Origin of the sequence: Halotalea alkalilenta (genome assembly GCF_001648175.1) — a bacterium.
Lineage (GTDB): Bacteria > Pseudomonadota > Gammaproteobacteria > Pseudomonadales > Halomonadaceae > Halotalea > Halotalea alkalilenta_A.
The window spans coordinates 2,608,287-2,623,909 of the sequence record NZ_CP015243.1; the positions used below are offsets into that span (position 1 = coordinate 2,608,287).

General features: G+C 65.9%; 15 protein-coding genes. 6 read left to right on the forward strand and 9 right to left on the reverse strand.

Annotation, left to right across the window (positions count from 1 at the left end; genetic code table 11):
* Positions 1-25 precede the first annotated feature (25 nt).
* Complete coding sequence (locus A5892_RS11580) at positions 26-340, forward strand: integration host factor subunit alpha (RefSeq protein WP_064122929.1); 315 nt, start codon at positions 26-28, stop codon at positions 338-340.
* A 90-nt stretch (positions 341-430) separates the two neighbouring features.
* On the opposite strand, the gene tatA is transcribed toward A5892_RS11580, so the two are convergent.
* Positions 431-622: a twin-arginine translocase TatA/TatE family subunit gene (gene tatA / locus A5892_RS11585; RefSeq protein WP_064122930.1), complete on the reverse strand. Its 192-nt coding sequence runs from the start codon at positions 620-622 to the stop codon at positions 431-433.
* A gap of 150 nt (positions 623-772) precedes the next feature.
* Between tatA and A5892_RS11590 the strand changes: the two genes are divergently transcribed.
* Positions 773-1,219: a flavodoxin domain-containing protein gene (locus A5892_RS11590; protein WP_064122931.1), complete on the forward strand. Its 447-nt coding sequence runs from the start codon at positions 773-775 to the stop codon at positions 1,217-1,219.
* Positions 1,220-1,280: 61 nt separating this feature from the next.
* On the opposite strand, the gene ppnN is transcribed toward A5892_RS11590, so the two are convergent.
* Positions 1,281-2,696: a nucleotide 5'-monophosphate nucleosidase PpnN gene (ppnN, locus tag A5892_RS11595; RefSeq protein ID WP_064122932.1), complete on the reverse strand. Its 1,416-nt coding sequence runs from the start codon at positions 2,694-2,696 to the stop codon at positions 1,281-1,283.
* 38 nt (positions 2,697-2,734) lie between these two features.
* On the reverse strand, positions 2,735-3,016 hold the full coding sequence (locus tag A5892_RS11600; protein WP_064122933.1) for a hypothetical protein: 282 nt from the start codon (positions 3,014-3,016) through the stop codon (positions 2,735-2,737).
* 157 nt (positions 3,017-3,173) lie between these two features.
* On the opposite strand from A5892_RS11600, the gene A5892_RS11605 reads away from it, so the two are divergent.
* On the forward strand, positions 3,174-4,100 hold the full coding sequence (locus A5892_RS11605) for a LysR family transcriptional regulator (RefSeq protein WP_064122934.1): 927 nt from the start codon (positions 3,174-3,176) through the stop codon (positions 4,098-4,100).
* Between the two features lie 634 nt (positions 4,101-4,734).
* Here the strand turns inward: A5892_RS11605 and A5892_RS11615 are convergent.
* Both A5892_RS11615 and A5892_RS11620 read right to left on the reverse strand, forming a co-directional pair.
* Complete coding sequence (locus A5892_RS11615) at positions 4,735-5,352, reverse strand: CBS domain-containing protein (RefSeq protein ID WP_064122936.1); 618 nt, start codon at positions 5,350-5,352, stop codon at positions 4,735-4,737.
* A 234-nt stretch (positions 5,353-5,586) separates the two neighbouring features.
* Positions 5,587-6,090: a hypothetical protein gene (locus A5892_RS11620; protein WP_064122937.1), complete on the reverse strand. Its 504-nt coding sequence runs from the start codon at positions 6,088-6,090 to the stop codon at positions 5,587-5,589.
* Positions 6,091-6,321: 231 nt separating this feature from the next.
* Here A5892_RS11620 and A5892_RS11625 point away from each other — a divergent pair, with 231 nt between their 5' ends.
* Positions 6,322-6,885, forward strand: coding sequence for a hypothetical protein (locus tag A5892_RS11625; protein ID WP_064122938.1), 564 nt, complete (start codon positions 6,322-6,324; stop codon positions 6,883-6,885).
* Between the two features lie 16 nt (positions 6,886-6,901).
* Here A5892_RS11625 and A5892_RS11630 read toward each other — a convergent pair whose 3' ends face one another.
* Positions 6,902-7,171 carry a hypothetical protein gene (locus A5892_RS11630; protein ID WP_150123531.1) on the reverse strand — a complete coding sequence of 90 codons (270 nt, stop codon included), beginning with the start codon at positions 7,169-7,171 and terminating at the stop codon, positions 6,902-6,904.
* A 243-nt stretch (positions 7,172-7,414) separates the two neighbouring features.
* On the opposite strand from A5892_RS11630, the gene A5892_RS11635 reads away from it, so the two are divergent.
* Both A5892_RS11635 and eutC read left to right on the forward strand, forming a co-directional pair.
* Complete coding sequence (locus tag A5892_RS11635; protein WP_064122940.1) at positions 7,415-8,836, forward strand: ethanolamine ammonia-lyase subunit EutB; 1,422 nt, start codon at positions 7,415-7,417, stop codon at positions 8,834-8,836.
* Positions 8,833-9,642, forward strand: coding sequence for an ethanolamine ammonia-lyase subunit EutC (gene eutC / locus A5892_RS11640; RefSeq protein WP_064122941.1), 810 nt, complete (start codon positions 8,833-8,835; stop codon positions 9,640-9,642). Before A5892_RS11635 ends, eutC begins: the two co-directional genes overlap by 4 nt.
* 9 nt (positions 9,643-9,651) lie before the next feature.
* On the opposite strand, the gene A5892_RS11645 is transcribed toward eutC, so the two are convergent.
* From A5892_RS11645 to cobN, 3 genes are all read right to left on the reverse strand, one after another.
* The gene (locus tag A5892_RS11645; RefSeq protein WP_064122942.1) at positions 9,652-11,157 is read right to left on the reverse strand and encodes a cobyric acid synthase; all 1,506 of its coding nucleotides are present in this window, start codon (positions 11,155-11,157) and stop codon (positions 9,652-9,654) included.
* 53 nt (positions 11,158-11,210) lie between these two features.
* Positions 11,211-11,666: a universal stress protein gene (locus A5892_RS11650; protein ID WP_064122943.1), complete on the reverse strand. Its 456-nt coding sequence runs from the start codon at positions 11,664-11,666 to the stop codon at positions 11,211-11,213.
* A gap of 85 nt (positions 11,667-11,751) precedes the next feature.
* A complete protein-coding gene (cobN, locus tag A5892_RS11655) occupies positions 11,752-15,618 on the reverse strand; it encodes a cobaltochelatase subunit CobN (protein WP_064122944.1) in 3,867 nt (1,288 codons plus the stop codon).
* Positions 15,619-15,623: the final 5 nt, after the last annotated feature.

A 15,623-nucleotide genomic window follows, 5' to 3' on the forward strand; every position in this document is an offset into this window, starting at 1 on the left:
TCGACTGTCAACGAGGAAGATCGCGATGAGCGCTTTGACCAAGGCGGAGCTAGCCGAGCACCTGAACGTGTCGCTGAACCTGTCGAAGAGGGACTCCAAGATGCTGGTGGAGACGTTCTTCGATGAGATTCGTGGCTGCCTGCGAGAAAACGAGCAGGTCAAGCTGTCCGGGTTCGGCAACTTCGATCTGCGTGACAAGCGTGAGCGACCCGGGCGGAATCCGAAAACCGGCGAGGAGATCCCGATCTCTGCGCGAAGGGTAGTGACCTTCCGCCCGGGGCAGAAGCTCAAGAGTCAGGTGGAGCTGCATGCTGCCGCTGCAGGTCAGCCGCAGGAGTGACCTTTGCTCGCGGCGAATGAAGACGCCCGCTCCTTTGGAGCGGGCGTCTTCGTCTTGGCTGGCCTTAGCCGCTGGGGACAGGGGTCGGGCTCATTGCTGGTCTGGCTTGCGTGGCGCGTCGGCTGTGTCAGGTGCCGCCTCGTCATCCTTCACCGCACTCTTGAATGCTTTTATCGCTGTACCGAGATCGCCGCCGGCAGAGCGAAGCCGATTGGTGCCGAATACCAGGAGGATCACGGCGAGGGTGACCAGCAGATGACCGATGGAAAGACCGGAAAGCATGTTGGGATCCCCGATGTGGTTTCATTTGGTTAAGACTAATAAAAGTTTTCGCTCGGCGCCACCCGTGCCGACAAGATCGCGCGCAGATCGCTGTGCTAGCATGCCGGCGTTCGCGCGCTCTGCGCGTGGTCTGATCAATGGAGGAGTTGCATGCCGACTGCCAGAATCTTCGTCGCCACCGTCTTCGGCGGTGCGCTGGATGTCGCCGAGGAGATCGCTCCACTACTGCGCGAGGCGGGGTTCGAAGTCACCATTTTCGACCAGCCGGTGCTCGAGGCGTTGACCGACCCGCTGCCGGATCTGGCGCTTTTCTGCATCAGCACCACCGGCTGCGGTGATTTTCCCGGCAACTTCGTTGCGTTCGTCCAGGCGTTGGATGAGCGCGGCGCGGCGCTGCAAGGCCTGCGCTATGGCTTGATCGCGATAGGTGACAGCAGCTATCCGACCTTCTGCGGCGCAGGGCGTCGGCTGGACGGGCTTCTGGCCGAATACGGCGCGAAGCGGCTGGGAGAGCGCCTGGAGATCGATGCGATGGAGGTGCTCCATCCCGACGAGGAAGGCGTGGCCTGGGCCGAGCGCTGGATCGAGCAACTCTAGCTGCGTGTCGGCACGCCCGGCGCGGGGGCGCCGCGCCGCAGCGGCGGCGCGGCGCGGCGAATCATCCCAGGGTGTAGCAGGGCACGTACTCGCTGCCCGGCAGTTTCATCCGCTGTTGAGCGACAAAGGACTCGAGCAGCGCGTCCAGGTGCTTCATCAGCCATGGTTCCGCGGTCAGGCGGAAAGGGCCATGCTGCTCGATCGCCTCGATACCCTGCGCCTTGACGTTGCCGGCGACGATGCCGGAAAAAGCGCGGCGCAGGTTGGCAGCGAGCGCCGAGACGCTCTGGTTGCGATGCAGGGCAAGGTCGGCCATCGCCTTGTGGGTGGGGATGAACGGCTGCTGGAAGTCGTCGGGAACCTTGAGCCGCCAATTGAAGTAGAACGCATCTTTCTGTTCGCGACGGAAGTTGGTGACCTCGGCGATACCGTTTTTCACCTGCATCGCGACTTCATGGGGATCGTCGATGATGATCCGATAGCGATTGCGCGCCTTTTCGCCCAGGGTCGCCGCGATGAACTCATCGATGCGCGCGAAGTACTCGGCGCTGGAGGCGGGGCCGGTGAAGATCACCGGGAAGGGGAGATCCTGGTTGTCCGGGTGAAGCAGGATGCCGAGCAGATAGAGGATCTCCTCGGCGGTGCCGACGCCGCCGGGGAAGACGATGATCGCGTGGCCGACACGCACGAAGGCTTCCAGGCGCTTCTCGATGTCGGGCATGATCATCAGTTCATTGACGATCGGATTGGGAGATTCGGCGGCGATGATCCCTGGCTCCGAGATGCCCAGGTAGCGGCTCTCGCGGTAGCGCTGCTTGGCGTGGGCGACGTTGGCGCCCTTCATCGGTCCCTTCATCGCCCCGGGGCCGCAGCCGGTGCAGATGTCCATCGTCCGCAGGCCGAGCTGGTAGCCCACCGCCTTGCTGTAGTCGTACTCGACCCTCGAGATCGAGTGACCGCCCCAGCACACCACCAGGCGCGGCTCGACCGAGGGTTTGAACATCCTGGCATTGCGCAATAGCTCGAAGATCCCGTTGGTGATCGTCTCGCTCTCGCTGAGCCGCTCACCGCCGAGACCCGATGCGCCGCGGCGCATCATCTCCTGGGTGGCGCGCGAGTAGGCGAGATCACGCAGTACCGCCGAGAGCTGCTCGCGAATACCGCGGATCATCTTGCCATCGACGAAGGCGTGCGCCGGTGCGTTGTCGATCTTGAGCCTGACCCCGCGGTCTTCCTGCAGCACCTCGATGTCGAAGCCCGGGTAACGCTCGAGCACGCTGCGCGCGTCGTCGGTGACGGCGCCTGCGTTGAGGATCGCCAGCGCGCATTGGCGCAGCACGTCGTGCACCCCCTGGGTGGAGGAGTCACGCAGATACTGGACCTCCATCTGCGACAGGACCTCGAGGCTGCCCTCGGGAGAGATGATGGTGGAAAAGGTCTCTACGCTGGAATTCGTGTCTACGGCGGAGTTGTGCATGGTCGATTCCTGGTTGGAACTGGTGGCGAGGGTGGCGTTCACGCCAGGGAGAGAGCCTGGCGCCAGAGGCTTGCGATCTGTTCTTGGTCGCCATCGCTCATCGCATCCTGGGCGAAGGTGTGTTCCAGCCACTGCCAGTAGCTGGCGTCGAAATCCTCCGCATTGACCCCCTCGGGATCGTAATCGGCCATTTCCAATACCAGCTCTACCTGGGGAATCATGTAGCCGAGCGAAAACAGGTCGCTCTCCTCGGCCTCGCGCTCCATACCGAGCAGGACGTTCTTGATCTGGTCGCCGCGCAGGGCGAAAGGGTCAGGCATACCGCTCCATCCTCATCGAAGTCATCGCCAGCGGGCCCTACCACCGGCCTCCCGCTCTCCAAGCCTAACATGCGAGCATACCGGGTCGGGCCTGGACGGTGAAAAATCTGATATGATTTAAGCACTTCTCCAGATCGGGTATATGTCGACCCTACCCATGTTCAACGCTCTCTATTTTCGCACCTTCATCACGCTGGTCGAGACCGGCAGCTTCACGCTCACCGCCCGCACGCTGGAGATGACCCAGCCGGGCGTCAGTCAGCACGTGCGCAAGCTCGAAGCCTATCTCGGCAGGACCCTGCTGCGCCGCCAGGGGCGTCGCTTCACCCTTACCGAAGCGGGCCGGCGGGCCTACGACTATGCGCTGCGTCTGTTCGCCGAGCACGAGAAGTTCCGCCACGCCCTGGACGATGAGTCGATCCATAGCGGCGAATGCCGGATCGCGAGCCCCGCAAGCGTCGGGCTGATGTTCTATCCCTTCACGCTCGGCTACCAGCAGCTGCATCCGGAGCTCACGGTCAACTACACCTTCGCCTACAGCGCTGAAATCGTGAAGGATCTGCTCGCCGGTCGCTATGATCTTGGCCTGGTGACCGAGACGCCGCGCCATGCGGATACCGATCTCGAGTTCGAGCTCTGGCACCACGAGCCGCTCTGTCTGGTGGTGCCGGCCGATTTTCGCGGTGCGGACTTCAGCGAGCTGCTCGCGCTCGGCTTCATCAACTATTCCAACGGTGTCGCCAACGCAGCCCGCCTCCTGCGTGGCAACTTTGCTTCCGAGTTCCGCTCGATGAGCCACTTTCCCAACAAGGGCGTGGTCAGCGAAGTGGGGCAGGTGCTCGACGCGGTCGCACGTGGGCTCGGCTTCACCGTGATATCCCGCTCAGTGCTGGAGACCTCGCCGTGGCAGCGGCAGGTCAGGGAGGTGGCGCTCAGCCACCCGGTCTATGAAGAGATATTCATCGTCCGCCGCACCGATGTCGATCTGCCGAGGCGCTACGAACAGCTGCTCGAAGAGTATCGCCAGCAGCGCCACGCCGAGCTCTATGGACTGCAGGAAGCCCCCCAGCTGCCCGAGGAGTGATTGTGCGCGTCCTGCTGCCCTGCGTTCAGCATGGCAGCGGACGTCTTTTTTATACCGTTATCTTGTCGTTAGGCTATCCAAGTACTTGCCGACTCCGCCGGAAGTGGCTTCTCCCCGCTGGATTGCATCACTTCGTCCCGAGTTGCATCACCGCATCTTTTCATCCCTCGATCAGCCACTTTCCACGACTAATGGATAAGCGGCCAAGGTAGAATGACGCCGGCAGTCCGTATCATTGGCAATCCATGACGATTCGCGCACAAGCTGGCTCGGCGTGCCCGCCGAGTGCGAGACGTTCGTGCCATGAGTACGGTTGCGGGGCTTCATCAAGCGGGAGGGGAGCGGGCATGTTGGATGATCGGACGGGGCTCAATCGTTCTATGCAGCGGCGTTTCCTCGTCGCCTCCAAGTCCGCCCGTCATGATCCGAGATTCCCGGTCAGAAGGGCACGCCGGACCAGGTTTCTATCGGACGGTGCGTACTTTCTGCTGCTCGGCTCGTTGGCAGGGGTGTTCGCGCTGGCGGCTCTGCTGGTGAAATTGATTCGGGGATGAGGTGCGTGACCGGTGCGGACACGGCCGACATGTACCCGCCCCGAAGGTCACCAACCATCGGGGCGGGCGGTCAGGCGGTGTCAGAGATCGTGGCCGAGCACCACCGAGCGGATCGCCGAGAAGCTGTGCGCCTCGGGAGGGTGCTCGAGGTCGACGCCCAGTGCGGCGCTGACGTCACGTGCCGAGATCACCCCGCGTATGGCAGGGGCGTCAGCGCTCTCGTCGTCGAGGATCAAGATGTGATGCTCGCCGGAATCCCGCAACGTCTGCACTACGTCGCCCAGGTTGGCCTGGCAGAGCCGTCGATACGGAATCGCCCGTAGGTTGTCGCGCTTGATCATGATCATCTCGACCGTGACATCGCTGTAGGGCACTTCGTAGCTCTGCGCCGCCACTGTCAACCAGCGCCCTCCGACCAGAATGCGCGCGGTGAGGATGCCGACGAATGCGCCGTTGTCGTTGAGCACCACCAGCATGTGCACGTCGCTGTTCTTCATCGTCGTCAACGCCAGCTTGGCGCGTGAGCCCGAGTAGATGGTCTGGGCGCGGGTCTGGGCGAAGTCGGTCATCAGCGAGGTGGCCGGACTATGCATGCCCAGTTCCAGCTCGGAGCCGAGCTGAGGAGGGCGCGAGAGGCGGGATACCTCCTTGAGTCCGACCAGTGGCAGGGTGCTGTAATCGGTAGGGGGAACGACCATGGCATGCTCCTTAGGGTCCCGGGGGCGATGCCTCGGGAGGAAGCTGTCGGATTGAATATTATTCAGTTTTGAATAAGCTCTCCCGGCCGAGTATAGGCCTGGTAGAAGGTCAATCCAACGTTTGAGCATCGATGTTCGCCCCCGACATTAGATCTAGTGCGGGAGCGGGCGGCCCGGGCGCGATCGTCCCGGGTGCGGGAGGGGCGCCCTCGGAGCCGAGGACGCATGGGCGCGTCAGACCTGCATGTGCGCTTTGTAGTTCTGTACCGCATCGACGAAGGTAACGAAGCGGATGTCGCCGGCTGCGTCCTGGCGATCCACCCGGCTGCTCATCGCCATGCCGCGCTGGATCGATATCTGGTCGAATAGCTCGAGCGTGATCGAATAGGCCGGGCGTTCCCCCGGTGGAATCCGGCCGTGCTCCAGGGTGAAGCTCTCGAGCATCGTCGCGCGCACGCGGGTGGTGCCTCCCTCGCTGATCACCCGGCGGATGAACAGCCATCCCTCGCAGGCCAGCGTGCTGCCATCCTCCTGCTCACGCTCAAACAGGGTGCGATAGCAGGCGCCTTCAGCGGCAGCGCGGCCGGCCATGCTGCGATAGGCCTCGGCCAGCTTGCTGGCCATCGCCCCGGACCCTTCGAGCTTGCGCACCGCGGCACCGTGCTCGCGGCCCAGGCGGTCCTGTTCCTGGAAGCGTTGCCAACGGCGGTAATCGTTGAGAAGTGTGGAGCCAGTCATCGGAATTCCTTGCTAGGCCGTGCGTGGACGCAGGTCCCAGGCGATCATGCCCGGTAAGCTGCGGCAGGTTGGGGATTGTCGCACTCCACCGGGGAGCTGCCTAGCGGTGCGTCGATCGGGCGGGGGTAGCTGCGCCCGATCGCCCCAGTCACCGATTTGCGACGCGGGGTGGAAGTTTGGCTTATAGTGACCGTTGTTTTTTACGCTCGATCAATCGAACTGGATTTCGCGATGAAAAAAACGCTGCTGGCAGGTGGTTTGGCCGTCATGGCAACGCTCTCGGGCTGTGCGACTTCGCACAATGTGATGTCGCGTGAGGTGGAGAGCGCCCAAGGTGTCAACGTGGTTAACACGGATCAAGGCAATGTGATCGGCTCGATCAGCATGCGTCGGGATTTAGTCTCGGCCGAGGAGCCTCAGGTCGCGGCTTGCCTTGCCAGTAACGTGCAGCACACCAATCGTGACCAGAGCGCCGCGGCCCTGCCTTCGCAGCCGGGTCAGGCGGTGGTCACGGAAGGCAGCGTGCGCGATGAGCCGCAGACCCAGCGGATCAGCGGCTGGGGAGAGGTAGGGGAGCAGACTTTGGCCTACCGGCTGGAACTGCAGACCCTCGGCGACAGCAACTACTACTTCTTCGATCAGCTCGGTCTCGCCTCCACGCGCAGCGACGATGTCAGCGACTATCGACCGCTCGGCGCCTGGGAGCGCGAGACCCCGACCGCGGTGTACCAGGCGCTTTCCGCCACCGCCGACCGGGTCCAGCAGTGTCTGATCCAGTCCACGCCCGCGGCATAGCTGCGTCTCGCACCGCTCAGCGCGGTGCGAGCGTCCAGCCCATCTGGTTGAGGCAGTTGTCGACGCTCGAATCGCCTGGATTGGTGTAGAAACGGGTGCCGATGCCCATGGTCGAAATGCTCAGCCCCAGGCCGAACTCGTTGTCCAGGCTCGCGCGCCTCAGCCCTGAGTCGACGAAAGCCTGGCAGTCGGCCTGGTCTCCGGCCAGATCCTGGTGGGTGGAGTTGGGCCGGTGCCAATCCAGCGACGTGCATGCCGAGCAAGTCAGCGCGATGATGAGCAACACTCCCCGAGCCACGTCCCGGTCCTCGCGATAGCCACTGTAGCGCCTCGGCAAAAGAAGAGGCTTCGTCCGGTATACTCCATTGCGCAGCGCGAAACGAGCCCGAGAGCCCCGTCTCCGGGGCTTTTCAGACCTTTCGACTAGACGCTCGCACCTGGCGTGGCATCGCCGCGGCGATTGACTTGGCGAATGGCGCGGCGGAGTCTGGTCCTGCAGATAACGACAAGCATGCAAGTAGGAGAGTCGATGGGCGCATATCATATCGACGTCGGTGGACGTCGCTATCGCTTCGATCATCTTGGTGCGCTGATGGCGGCGGCGTCGCCGCGCCGGTCGGGAGACGAGCTTGCCGGCGTCGCGGCAGCCAGTGCGGAGGAGCGGGTTGCCGCCCAGCTGGCGCTGGCCGATCAGCCGCTCGATGTCTTTCTCGAGCAGCCGTTGATTCCCTATGAGGAAGACGAGATCACTCGGCTGATCTTCGATCGTCACGACCGTGGTGCCTTCGCCCCGGTCGCGGGGCTCAGCGTCGGCGAGTTTCGTGACTGGCTGCTATCGCCGGCGGCGAACGCTCAGAGCCTGGCTGCGCTTGCCGCTGGCCTCACCCCCGAAATGGTCGCCGCGGTTTCCAAGCTGATGCGGATCCAGGATCTGGTTTTAGTGGCGCGCAAATGCCGGGTGGTGACCCGCTTTCGCAACACCATCGGGCTCGAGGGACGTATTTCGACCCGGCTGCAGCCCAACCACCCGACCGATCATCCGACCGGGATCGCGGCGAGTATTCTCGATGGGCTGCTCTACGCCAGCGGCGATGCGGTGATCGGGATCAACCCGGCGACCGACAACACCGGCGCGGTGATCACCCTGCTCAAGATGCTCGATGAAATCATCCAGCGCTACGAGATCCCGACCCAGAGCTGCGTACTTACCCACGTCACTACCGCGATCGCGGCGATCGAGCGCGGCGCGCCGACCGACCTGGTGTTCCAATCGATCGCTGGTAGCGAGGCGGCCAACCGCGGCTTCGGCATCGATCTCGCGCTGCTGCGCGAAGGGCGCGAGGCGGCGCTTTCGCTTTCACGCGGCGAGCTTGGCGACAACGTGATGTATTTCGAGACCGGCCAAGGCAGCGCGCTCTCGGCGGATGCTCATCACGGGCTCGACCAGCAGACCCTCGAGGCGCGCGCCTACGCGGTGGCGCGTGAGTTCAAGCCGCTGCTGGTCAATACGGTGGTCGGTTTCATCGGCCCCGAGTACCTGTTCGATGGCAAGCAGATCATTCGCGCCGGTCTCGAGGATCACTTCTGCGGCAAGCTGCTCGGCGTGCCGATGGGCTGCGATATCTGCTACACCAACCATGCCGAAGCCGACCAGGACGACATGGACACCCTGCTGACCCTGCTCGGCGCCGCCGGTTGCAACTACATCATGGGCATCCCCGGGTCGGACGACATCATGCTCAACTACCAGACCACCTCGTTTCATGATGCGCTCTACCTGCGCGAAGTGCTCGGGCTGCGCCCGGCGCCGGAGTTCGAGCGCTGGCTCGAGGAGAGCGGCATCTACGTCCATGGTGAAGGGGTGAGGGTGGCCGGCGAGCTGCCGCCGCGGTTCCAGCGAGTGCTGGACGACGCCGGCGCGGCCGTCCTCGAGCGAGGGCGGCACGCATGAGCGAACCAGGCAGCGAGCACTCCTCGGTGGTGATAGCCAATCCGTGGCGCCGGCTTCGCCAGCATACCGACGCGCGCATCGGCCTCGGGCGTGCCGGCGGCAGCCTGCCGACCGCCGCCCAGCTGGCGTTCCAGCTCGACCATGCCCAGGCCCGTGACGCAGTGCATCTGGCACTCGACACCGAGCGGATGATCGAAGGGCTGGCCAAGCGCTTTCCGCTTGCGCTGCGGCTGCACAGCGTGGCGCGCGATCGCAGCGAGTACCTGCGCCGCCCCGATTATGGCCGCCGCCTGGATGCCGAGTCCGAAGCCCAGCTGGCGGCGCTCGATCGCGCGCCATGTGATCTGTCGATCTGCGTGGTGGACGGGCTCTCGGCCAGGGCGATCCACGAGCATGCTCTGGCGTTTCTCGATGTCGCCTTGCCCAAGCTCGAACACCTGGGACTGCGGGCGGGGCCGGCGGCGTTGATCGAGCAGGGCAGGGTGGCGGTGGGTGATCCGGTCGGTGCGGCGCTGCGCGCACGGATGAGCGTGGTGCTGGTCGGCGAGCGTCCCGGCTTGAGCTCGCCCGACAGCCTCGGCGTCTACTTCACCTGGGACCCGCGCCCCGGCAGGCGCGACAGCGAACGCAATTGCATCTCCAACATTCGCCCGCGCGGGCAGAGCTTCGAGGCCGCCGCGCAGCTGCTCGCCTATCTGGCACGCGAAGCCTGCGCGCTCGGCGCCTCGGGGATAACGCTCAAGGATGACAGCGTCGCTGACTCAGAACTTGGCGACGGGCACCAAGGTAATTTCCTCTTGTCCTGAGCCTTGCCGCTAGGTTTGGGCGGCGCGGTAGAGCGGCGCGAGCAGCGGCTCTTCGAGGCAGCCCGGGCGCAGCGATGCGGCCAGCGCATCGGCGAGGCGGTCGATCTCATGCTCGCGCTGCATGCGGTAGTCGAAAGGCTCCGGCCGTTCGAGCCCGGCCCAGCCAAGCAGCGCCGCCAGTGCCTCGGGATGGTCGAAGAGCCCGTGCAGGTAGCTGCCGAGCACTCGATCGTCCATTGAGCGCTGGCCCTCCAGGCGCCCATCGTCGAGCTGGAAGGCCGCAAGCGGCGCGGCTGTCCGCGCGCTCTCGCCGACATGGATCTCATAACCCTCGATGCGCGCCTCGCCCCCACCGAGCAGGCTGCGGCCGCCGACCCGGCGAAGGGTCTTGTCCGCGGTGAGCAGGGTGCTGTGTTCGAGCAGGCCGAGCCCTTCGCTGCTGCCTGCCGGTCCTTCGACCCCGCCGGGATCGTCGATCCGGTGGCCGAGCATCTGGTAGCCGCCGCAGATTCCGAGCACTTTGCCGCCATAGCGCAGGTGACGCTCGATGTAACCCTGCCAGCCGCGCGCTCGCAGCCAGGCCAGATCGGCTCGAGTGTTCTTGCTTCCCGGCAGGATGAGCAGGTCGGCGGGCCCCGCCAGTTCGGGGCGCTTGGCGAAGCGCAGCGATACCCCAGGGTGCAGGCGCAGCGGGTCGAAGTCGGTATCGTTGCTGATCCGCGGTGGGCTCGCCACCACCACCTGGAATTCGCCGCGCTGGGTGTCGCCGCCGCGCGACAGTCCGTCCTCGGCCTCCAGGTGGAACTCCTCCAGGTAGGGCACTACCGCCAGCACCGGCTTGCCGGTATGCGCCTCGAGCCACGCGAGCCCGGGTTCGAGCAGTTCGGGGTCGCCGCGAAACCGATTGATCACGAAGCCGCGGACGCGCTCGCGCTCTGCTTCGCAGAGCAGCGCCAGGGTGCCGACCAAGTGGGCGAATACGCCGCCGCGGTCGATGTCGCTGACCAGGATCACCGGGCAGTCCACCGCCTCGGCGAAGCCCATGTTGGCGATGTCGTTGGCGCGCAGGTTGATCTCCGCTGGACTGCCGGCGCCCTCCACCAGCACCAGGTCATAGTCGCTTTCGAGTTCGCCGTGCAGCTCGACCACGGTCTCGAGCAGACGCGGCTTGAGCGCCTGATAGGCGCGAGCGGGATAGTGGCCGATCGCCCGTCCACGCACGATGACCTGGGCGCCTGTGTCGGAGTTGGGCTTGAGCAGAATCGGATTGAAGGCGGTCAGTGCCGGCACTCCGGCGGCCTGGGCCTGGACCGCCTGGGCCCGACCGATTTCACCGCCATCTTCGGCCACTGCGCTGTTGAGCGCCATATTCTGCGGTTTGAACGGGGCGACCTTGCGGCCCTGCCGTGCATGGAGCCGGCACAGCGCGGTGACCAGTGCGCTCTTGCCGGCGTCCGAGGTGGTGCCTTGGACCATCAGCGTGGTGCTGGCGCGAAAGCGAGGCGTGTCGGGCATGTGACGCGGGCTCCAGGCGAGCGGGGCGCTCATGTTAGCAAAGCACGCGGCGCTCAGTCCTCGATGCCGAGCTTGTTCCTCGCCACCACCAGCACGTCGCAGGGCGCGTGGCGGGCAAGCCGCGCGGTACCGCCGCCGTCGAAGAACAGCGCCAGGGTATGGCGCGACTCGCCGCCGAGAATCAATAGCTCGAAGCCCTGCTCCTCGATCTCCGCGCCGATCTGTTCGTTGATCGACCCTCCCCGCAGGCGCAGCTGTCCCGGAGCGATGGGTGTTTCGAGCTGCTCGTTGAGCCGCTCGCGCCAGCCTTCGGCGGCTTCGATCAGTGTGGCGGGATCGGTCGGTAGCTCCGCGACCGCGCCTCGGAACGCGATTCGCCCTCCGCGCTCGACCACATGGAGCAGAGCGAGCCGGTCGCCCATCACTGCGGCGAAGCGCTGGGCGTGTTCGATCAGCGCAATGGCGAAGGGCGCATCGAGATCGACGGCAACGAGGATCTTGCGTGACATGGCAAACTCTCCGCAGTGGGCATCGGTAATTTTTTGCAACTCCCAGTCTAGCGCAGGCAGGTGGCCAATGAGGAACGCACTAAACTCAATCCATGCGCTCCTCGCTGTCGTCGATCTCGAGCAGCATCGCTTCCAGCCGCTCGCGGCGCGATGGTTCGACCCGCCACATCCCACGCTGCGCCGCTTCCAGCAGGCGCTCGCCGATCTCCCGGCCGGCCTGGGGGTTGTGGTTGGCGAAGAACTCGCGGTTGAGCGGCGCTTCGAGCAGCGAGTCCTGGATCAGGTCGTACTGGTAATCATCGACGATCCCGGTAGTGGCGTCGAAGCCGAACAGATAGTCGACGCTAGCGGCCATCTCGAACGCGCCCTTGTAGCCATGCCTGCGCATCGCTGCCTGCCACTTCGGGTTGAGTAGCCGCGCGCGTACCACCCGGTTCAACTCCTCCTTCAGCGCCCGCACCCGGGGCCGGGCCGGATCGGCATGGTCGCCGAAGTAGAGCGCCGGCCGGCGGCCCTGCAGGGCGTTCGCCGCTGCCGCCATGCCGCCCTGGAACTGGGCGTAGTCGCCGGAGTCGAGCAGGTCATGCTCGCGGTTGTCCTGGTTGTGCAGGATCGCATCCAGCCCGGCGAGCCGAGTCTCGAACGCATCGAAGTCGGCGCTGCCTTCGCTGGCGCCGTCGAGGCTCTGGCCGTAGGCGTAGCCGCCCCACTGGACGTAAGCGCCGCCGAGATCGCGCTCGCGCTCCCAGCTACCGCTGTCGAGCAGTCCCTGGATCCCCGCGCCGTAGGCGCCCGGCATGGCGCCGAAGATGCGATAGCTGGCCCGACGCCATGCGGTCGGAGGTGATTCGCCCCGGCGCTGGAGTTCGGCGGCGCGGGTTTCGACCGCCGCCCGGATCGAATTGCCATCGCCCGGCTCCTGATAGTCGGCAAGCTTGCGTACCGCGGCGTCGAACAGGGCGATGACGTTGGGGAAGGCATCGCGGAACAGTCCCGAGACCCTGAGCGTGACGTCGACCCTCGGGCGGCCGAGCTGGAAGGCCGGGATGATCCGGAAGTCGATCAGCCGCTGGCTGCCCGCCGCCCATACGGGCTCGATCCCGATCAGCGCCATCGCCTGGGCGATGTCGTCGCCGCCGGTGCGCATCGTCGCGGTGCCCCATACCGAGAGGCCGAGGCTGCGCGGATAGTCGCCGTGCTCCTGCAGGTAGCGCTCGATCAGCGCGTCGGCCACCTGCTGGCCCAGCGCCCAGGCGGTCTTGGACGGGATCGCGCGACTATCGACGGCGTAGAAGTTGCGCCCGGTGGGCAGTACGTCGAGCCGCCCGCGGGTCGGCGCACCGCTCGGCCCAGGGTCGACGAAGCGCCCGGCCAGGGCCTCGAGCAGCGCAAAGCGTTCGTTGGTCGCACTGCGCTCGAGCGCCGGCAGCAGCGACGCACGGGCGAAGTCGAGCACTGCGCGGGTCGTGGGCAGTGCCGCCAGTGACTCGCGGGCGTCCTCGCCGCCGGTTTCGAGGAGGATGTCGACCCATCCTCGCGCCAGCGCCTCCAAACGCTCGCGGGTGTCGCCGGTGGTGATCCATGGCGAAGCCACGGCCGCGCTCAGGGCGGCGGGGCGCGGTCCCTGCCAGCGCCCCTTGGCCGGGGCCAGTGGATCGTAGTCCCCGGGCAGGCCGAGATCCTTGGCCAGTGCGTGGAGCAGCCCGCACTCCGCAGCCTGCCCGCCGCGCGGCAGGCGCAGCAGTGCGACCAGCGTCTCGACCAGCTCCGCGCGCGCCGGCAGTTCGCCGAGCACGTGCAGGCCGTTGCGGATCGAAGCCTCCTTGATTTCGCACAGGTAGGCGTCGAGCTCCTCGAGCAGCGCCTGGTCGTCACCTTCGGCATCGAGGCCCAGCTCCTCGGCCAGGTGGGTTTCGCGCACCTTGGCCGCGATCAGCGTCTTGAGCCTCGCCTCCCGGCGCGGATCGACACCCAGCGCCTGGTAGTACTCATCGGCGAGCTCCTCGAGCTCGGCAAGCTCGCCGTAGGTCTCGGCGCGTGCCATCGGCGGCATCAGGTGATCGATGATCACCGCCTGGGCGCGCCGCTTGGCCTGGGCGCCCTCGCCTGGATCGTTGACGATGAATGGATAGACGTGGGGCAGTGGACCGAGGGCGATCTCCGGCCAGCAGGCGTTCGAGAGCGCCCCGCCCTTGCCTGGCAGCCACTCGAGGTTGCCGTGCTTGCCGACGTGGACCACTGCATCTGCCTGGAAGCGCTCGCGCAGCCAGAAGTAGAACGCCAGGTAGCCGTGGGGCGGCACCAGGTCGGGATCGTGGTAGAGCGCCTGCTGGTCGATGTCGAAGCCGCGCGCCGGCTGCACGCCGACGAACACGGCGCCGAATCGCCGGCCGCTGATCGTAAAGCGCCCGCTCGCGCCTTCGGCGCGAAAGCGCGGATCCTCAAAGGGCGCGCCCCAGCGTTCCAGCACTGCACTCTGGCACTCCTGCGGCAGACGCTCGAAGTGGCACAGGTACTGCTCGAGCGGCAGGCTCTCGCTGCTTGGGCGGTAGGCGAGGCCATCGAGCTGGTTGGTCACCGTGGCGCGCAGGTCTTCGAGCAGCGCATCGCCATCCTCAGGAGCGCCCTCGATCGCATAGCCCGCTTGCTCGAGCCAGCGCAGCAGGTTGATCGATGAGGCCGGGGTGTCGAGACCGACGCCGTTGCCGATCCGTGCATCGCTGGATGGATAGTTGGCCAGCACCAGGGCGATGCGTTTTTCGGCGTTGTCGAGTCTGGCGAGGCGGATCCAGGCCGCGGCGAGCCGGGCAACGAAGTTCGCCCGTTCAGGGTCGAGGACGAAGCGCACGCTGTTGATCTGGCTGCGCTCGTGGCGCAGGGCAAGGCTTTTGAACGCTACCGCCCGGGTGATGATCCGGCCGTCGAGTTCGGGCAGGGTGACCTGCATGGCGAGATCGCGCGCGCGTAGTCCTCGGGCCTGACACGCCCACTCTTCGCGGGTGGTGCTGGCGAGCACCAACTGGAGCACCGGCACGCGACGCGAGAAGGGGCAATGGTATTCGCTCGGTTCAGCGGCGCTGCCGTCGTTGAGCTTTGATCCGATCGCAAAACCGGTGGCGTTGAAGATCAGCGCGCTCTCGCTGCGTTCGAGCAGGTGGTTGAGCGTCTCCAGGCAGCCGGCCTCCTTGAGCGAGGCGACCGCCAGCGGCAGCGTATTGAGCCCGGCCCGGTCGAGCACCTCGAGCAGGGCGTCGAACATCCCGGTGTCGGCGGCCTGCAAATGGCTGCGGTAGAGCACCAGCAGTACGCTCGGGCGGTCGGCGACTTCGCGCGAGCGCCACTCGGCCTGCCACTCCTCAAGGGTCGCTTCGCCCCGTCGAGGGTGATAGAGCAGCGCGCGCGGCAGCACTCGCGGTTCGCGCCAGCGGCAGGCGCCGGGTTCGAGCAGCTCGGCGCGGAGGAAGTCGTAGAGCGCCTGGGCGTTGACGCGTCCGCCCTCGCGCAGGTAGCGCCAGGCCCGATAGGCGCACTGCGCGCCGGCGTTGCCGGCTTCGAGCAGGCTCTTGTCCTCGTAGTCCTCGCCGGGTACCACGATCAGGCGACGCCCAGGGTGGTTCGACCACTCGATTAGCTGCTCGAGGCCGTAGCGCCAGTAGCTGGCGCCACCGAGCAGCGACAGCACCACCACCTCGGTACCGTTCGGCGCCTCGGCCGAGCGCGCGTCCAGCACCTTGTCGACGTAGAGATCGAACGCGGCCGGCTTGACCAGGTTGAGCCAGTTGGCCAGGCGTAGCGATGGGTAGCCGGCCGGCAGCGCTTCGGCGGTGTCGGCGAGCAGGCTCAGGGTGCTGTCGGCGGCGGAGAGGATCACCAGCCGCGCGGGCTGCTGGTCGAGATCGACGATCCCCTCATCATCGCTGAATCCTCCTGGCTGGGCGGCGAAAAGATGCATGGTGA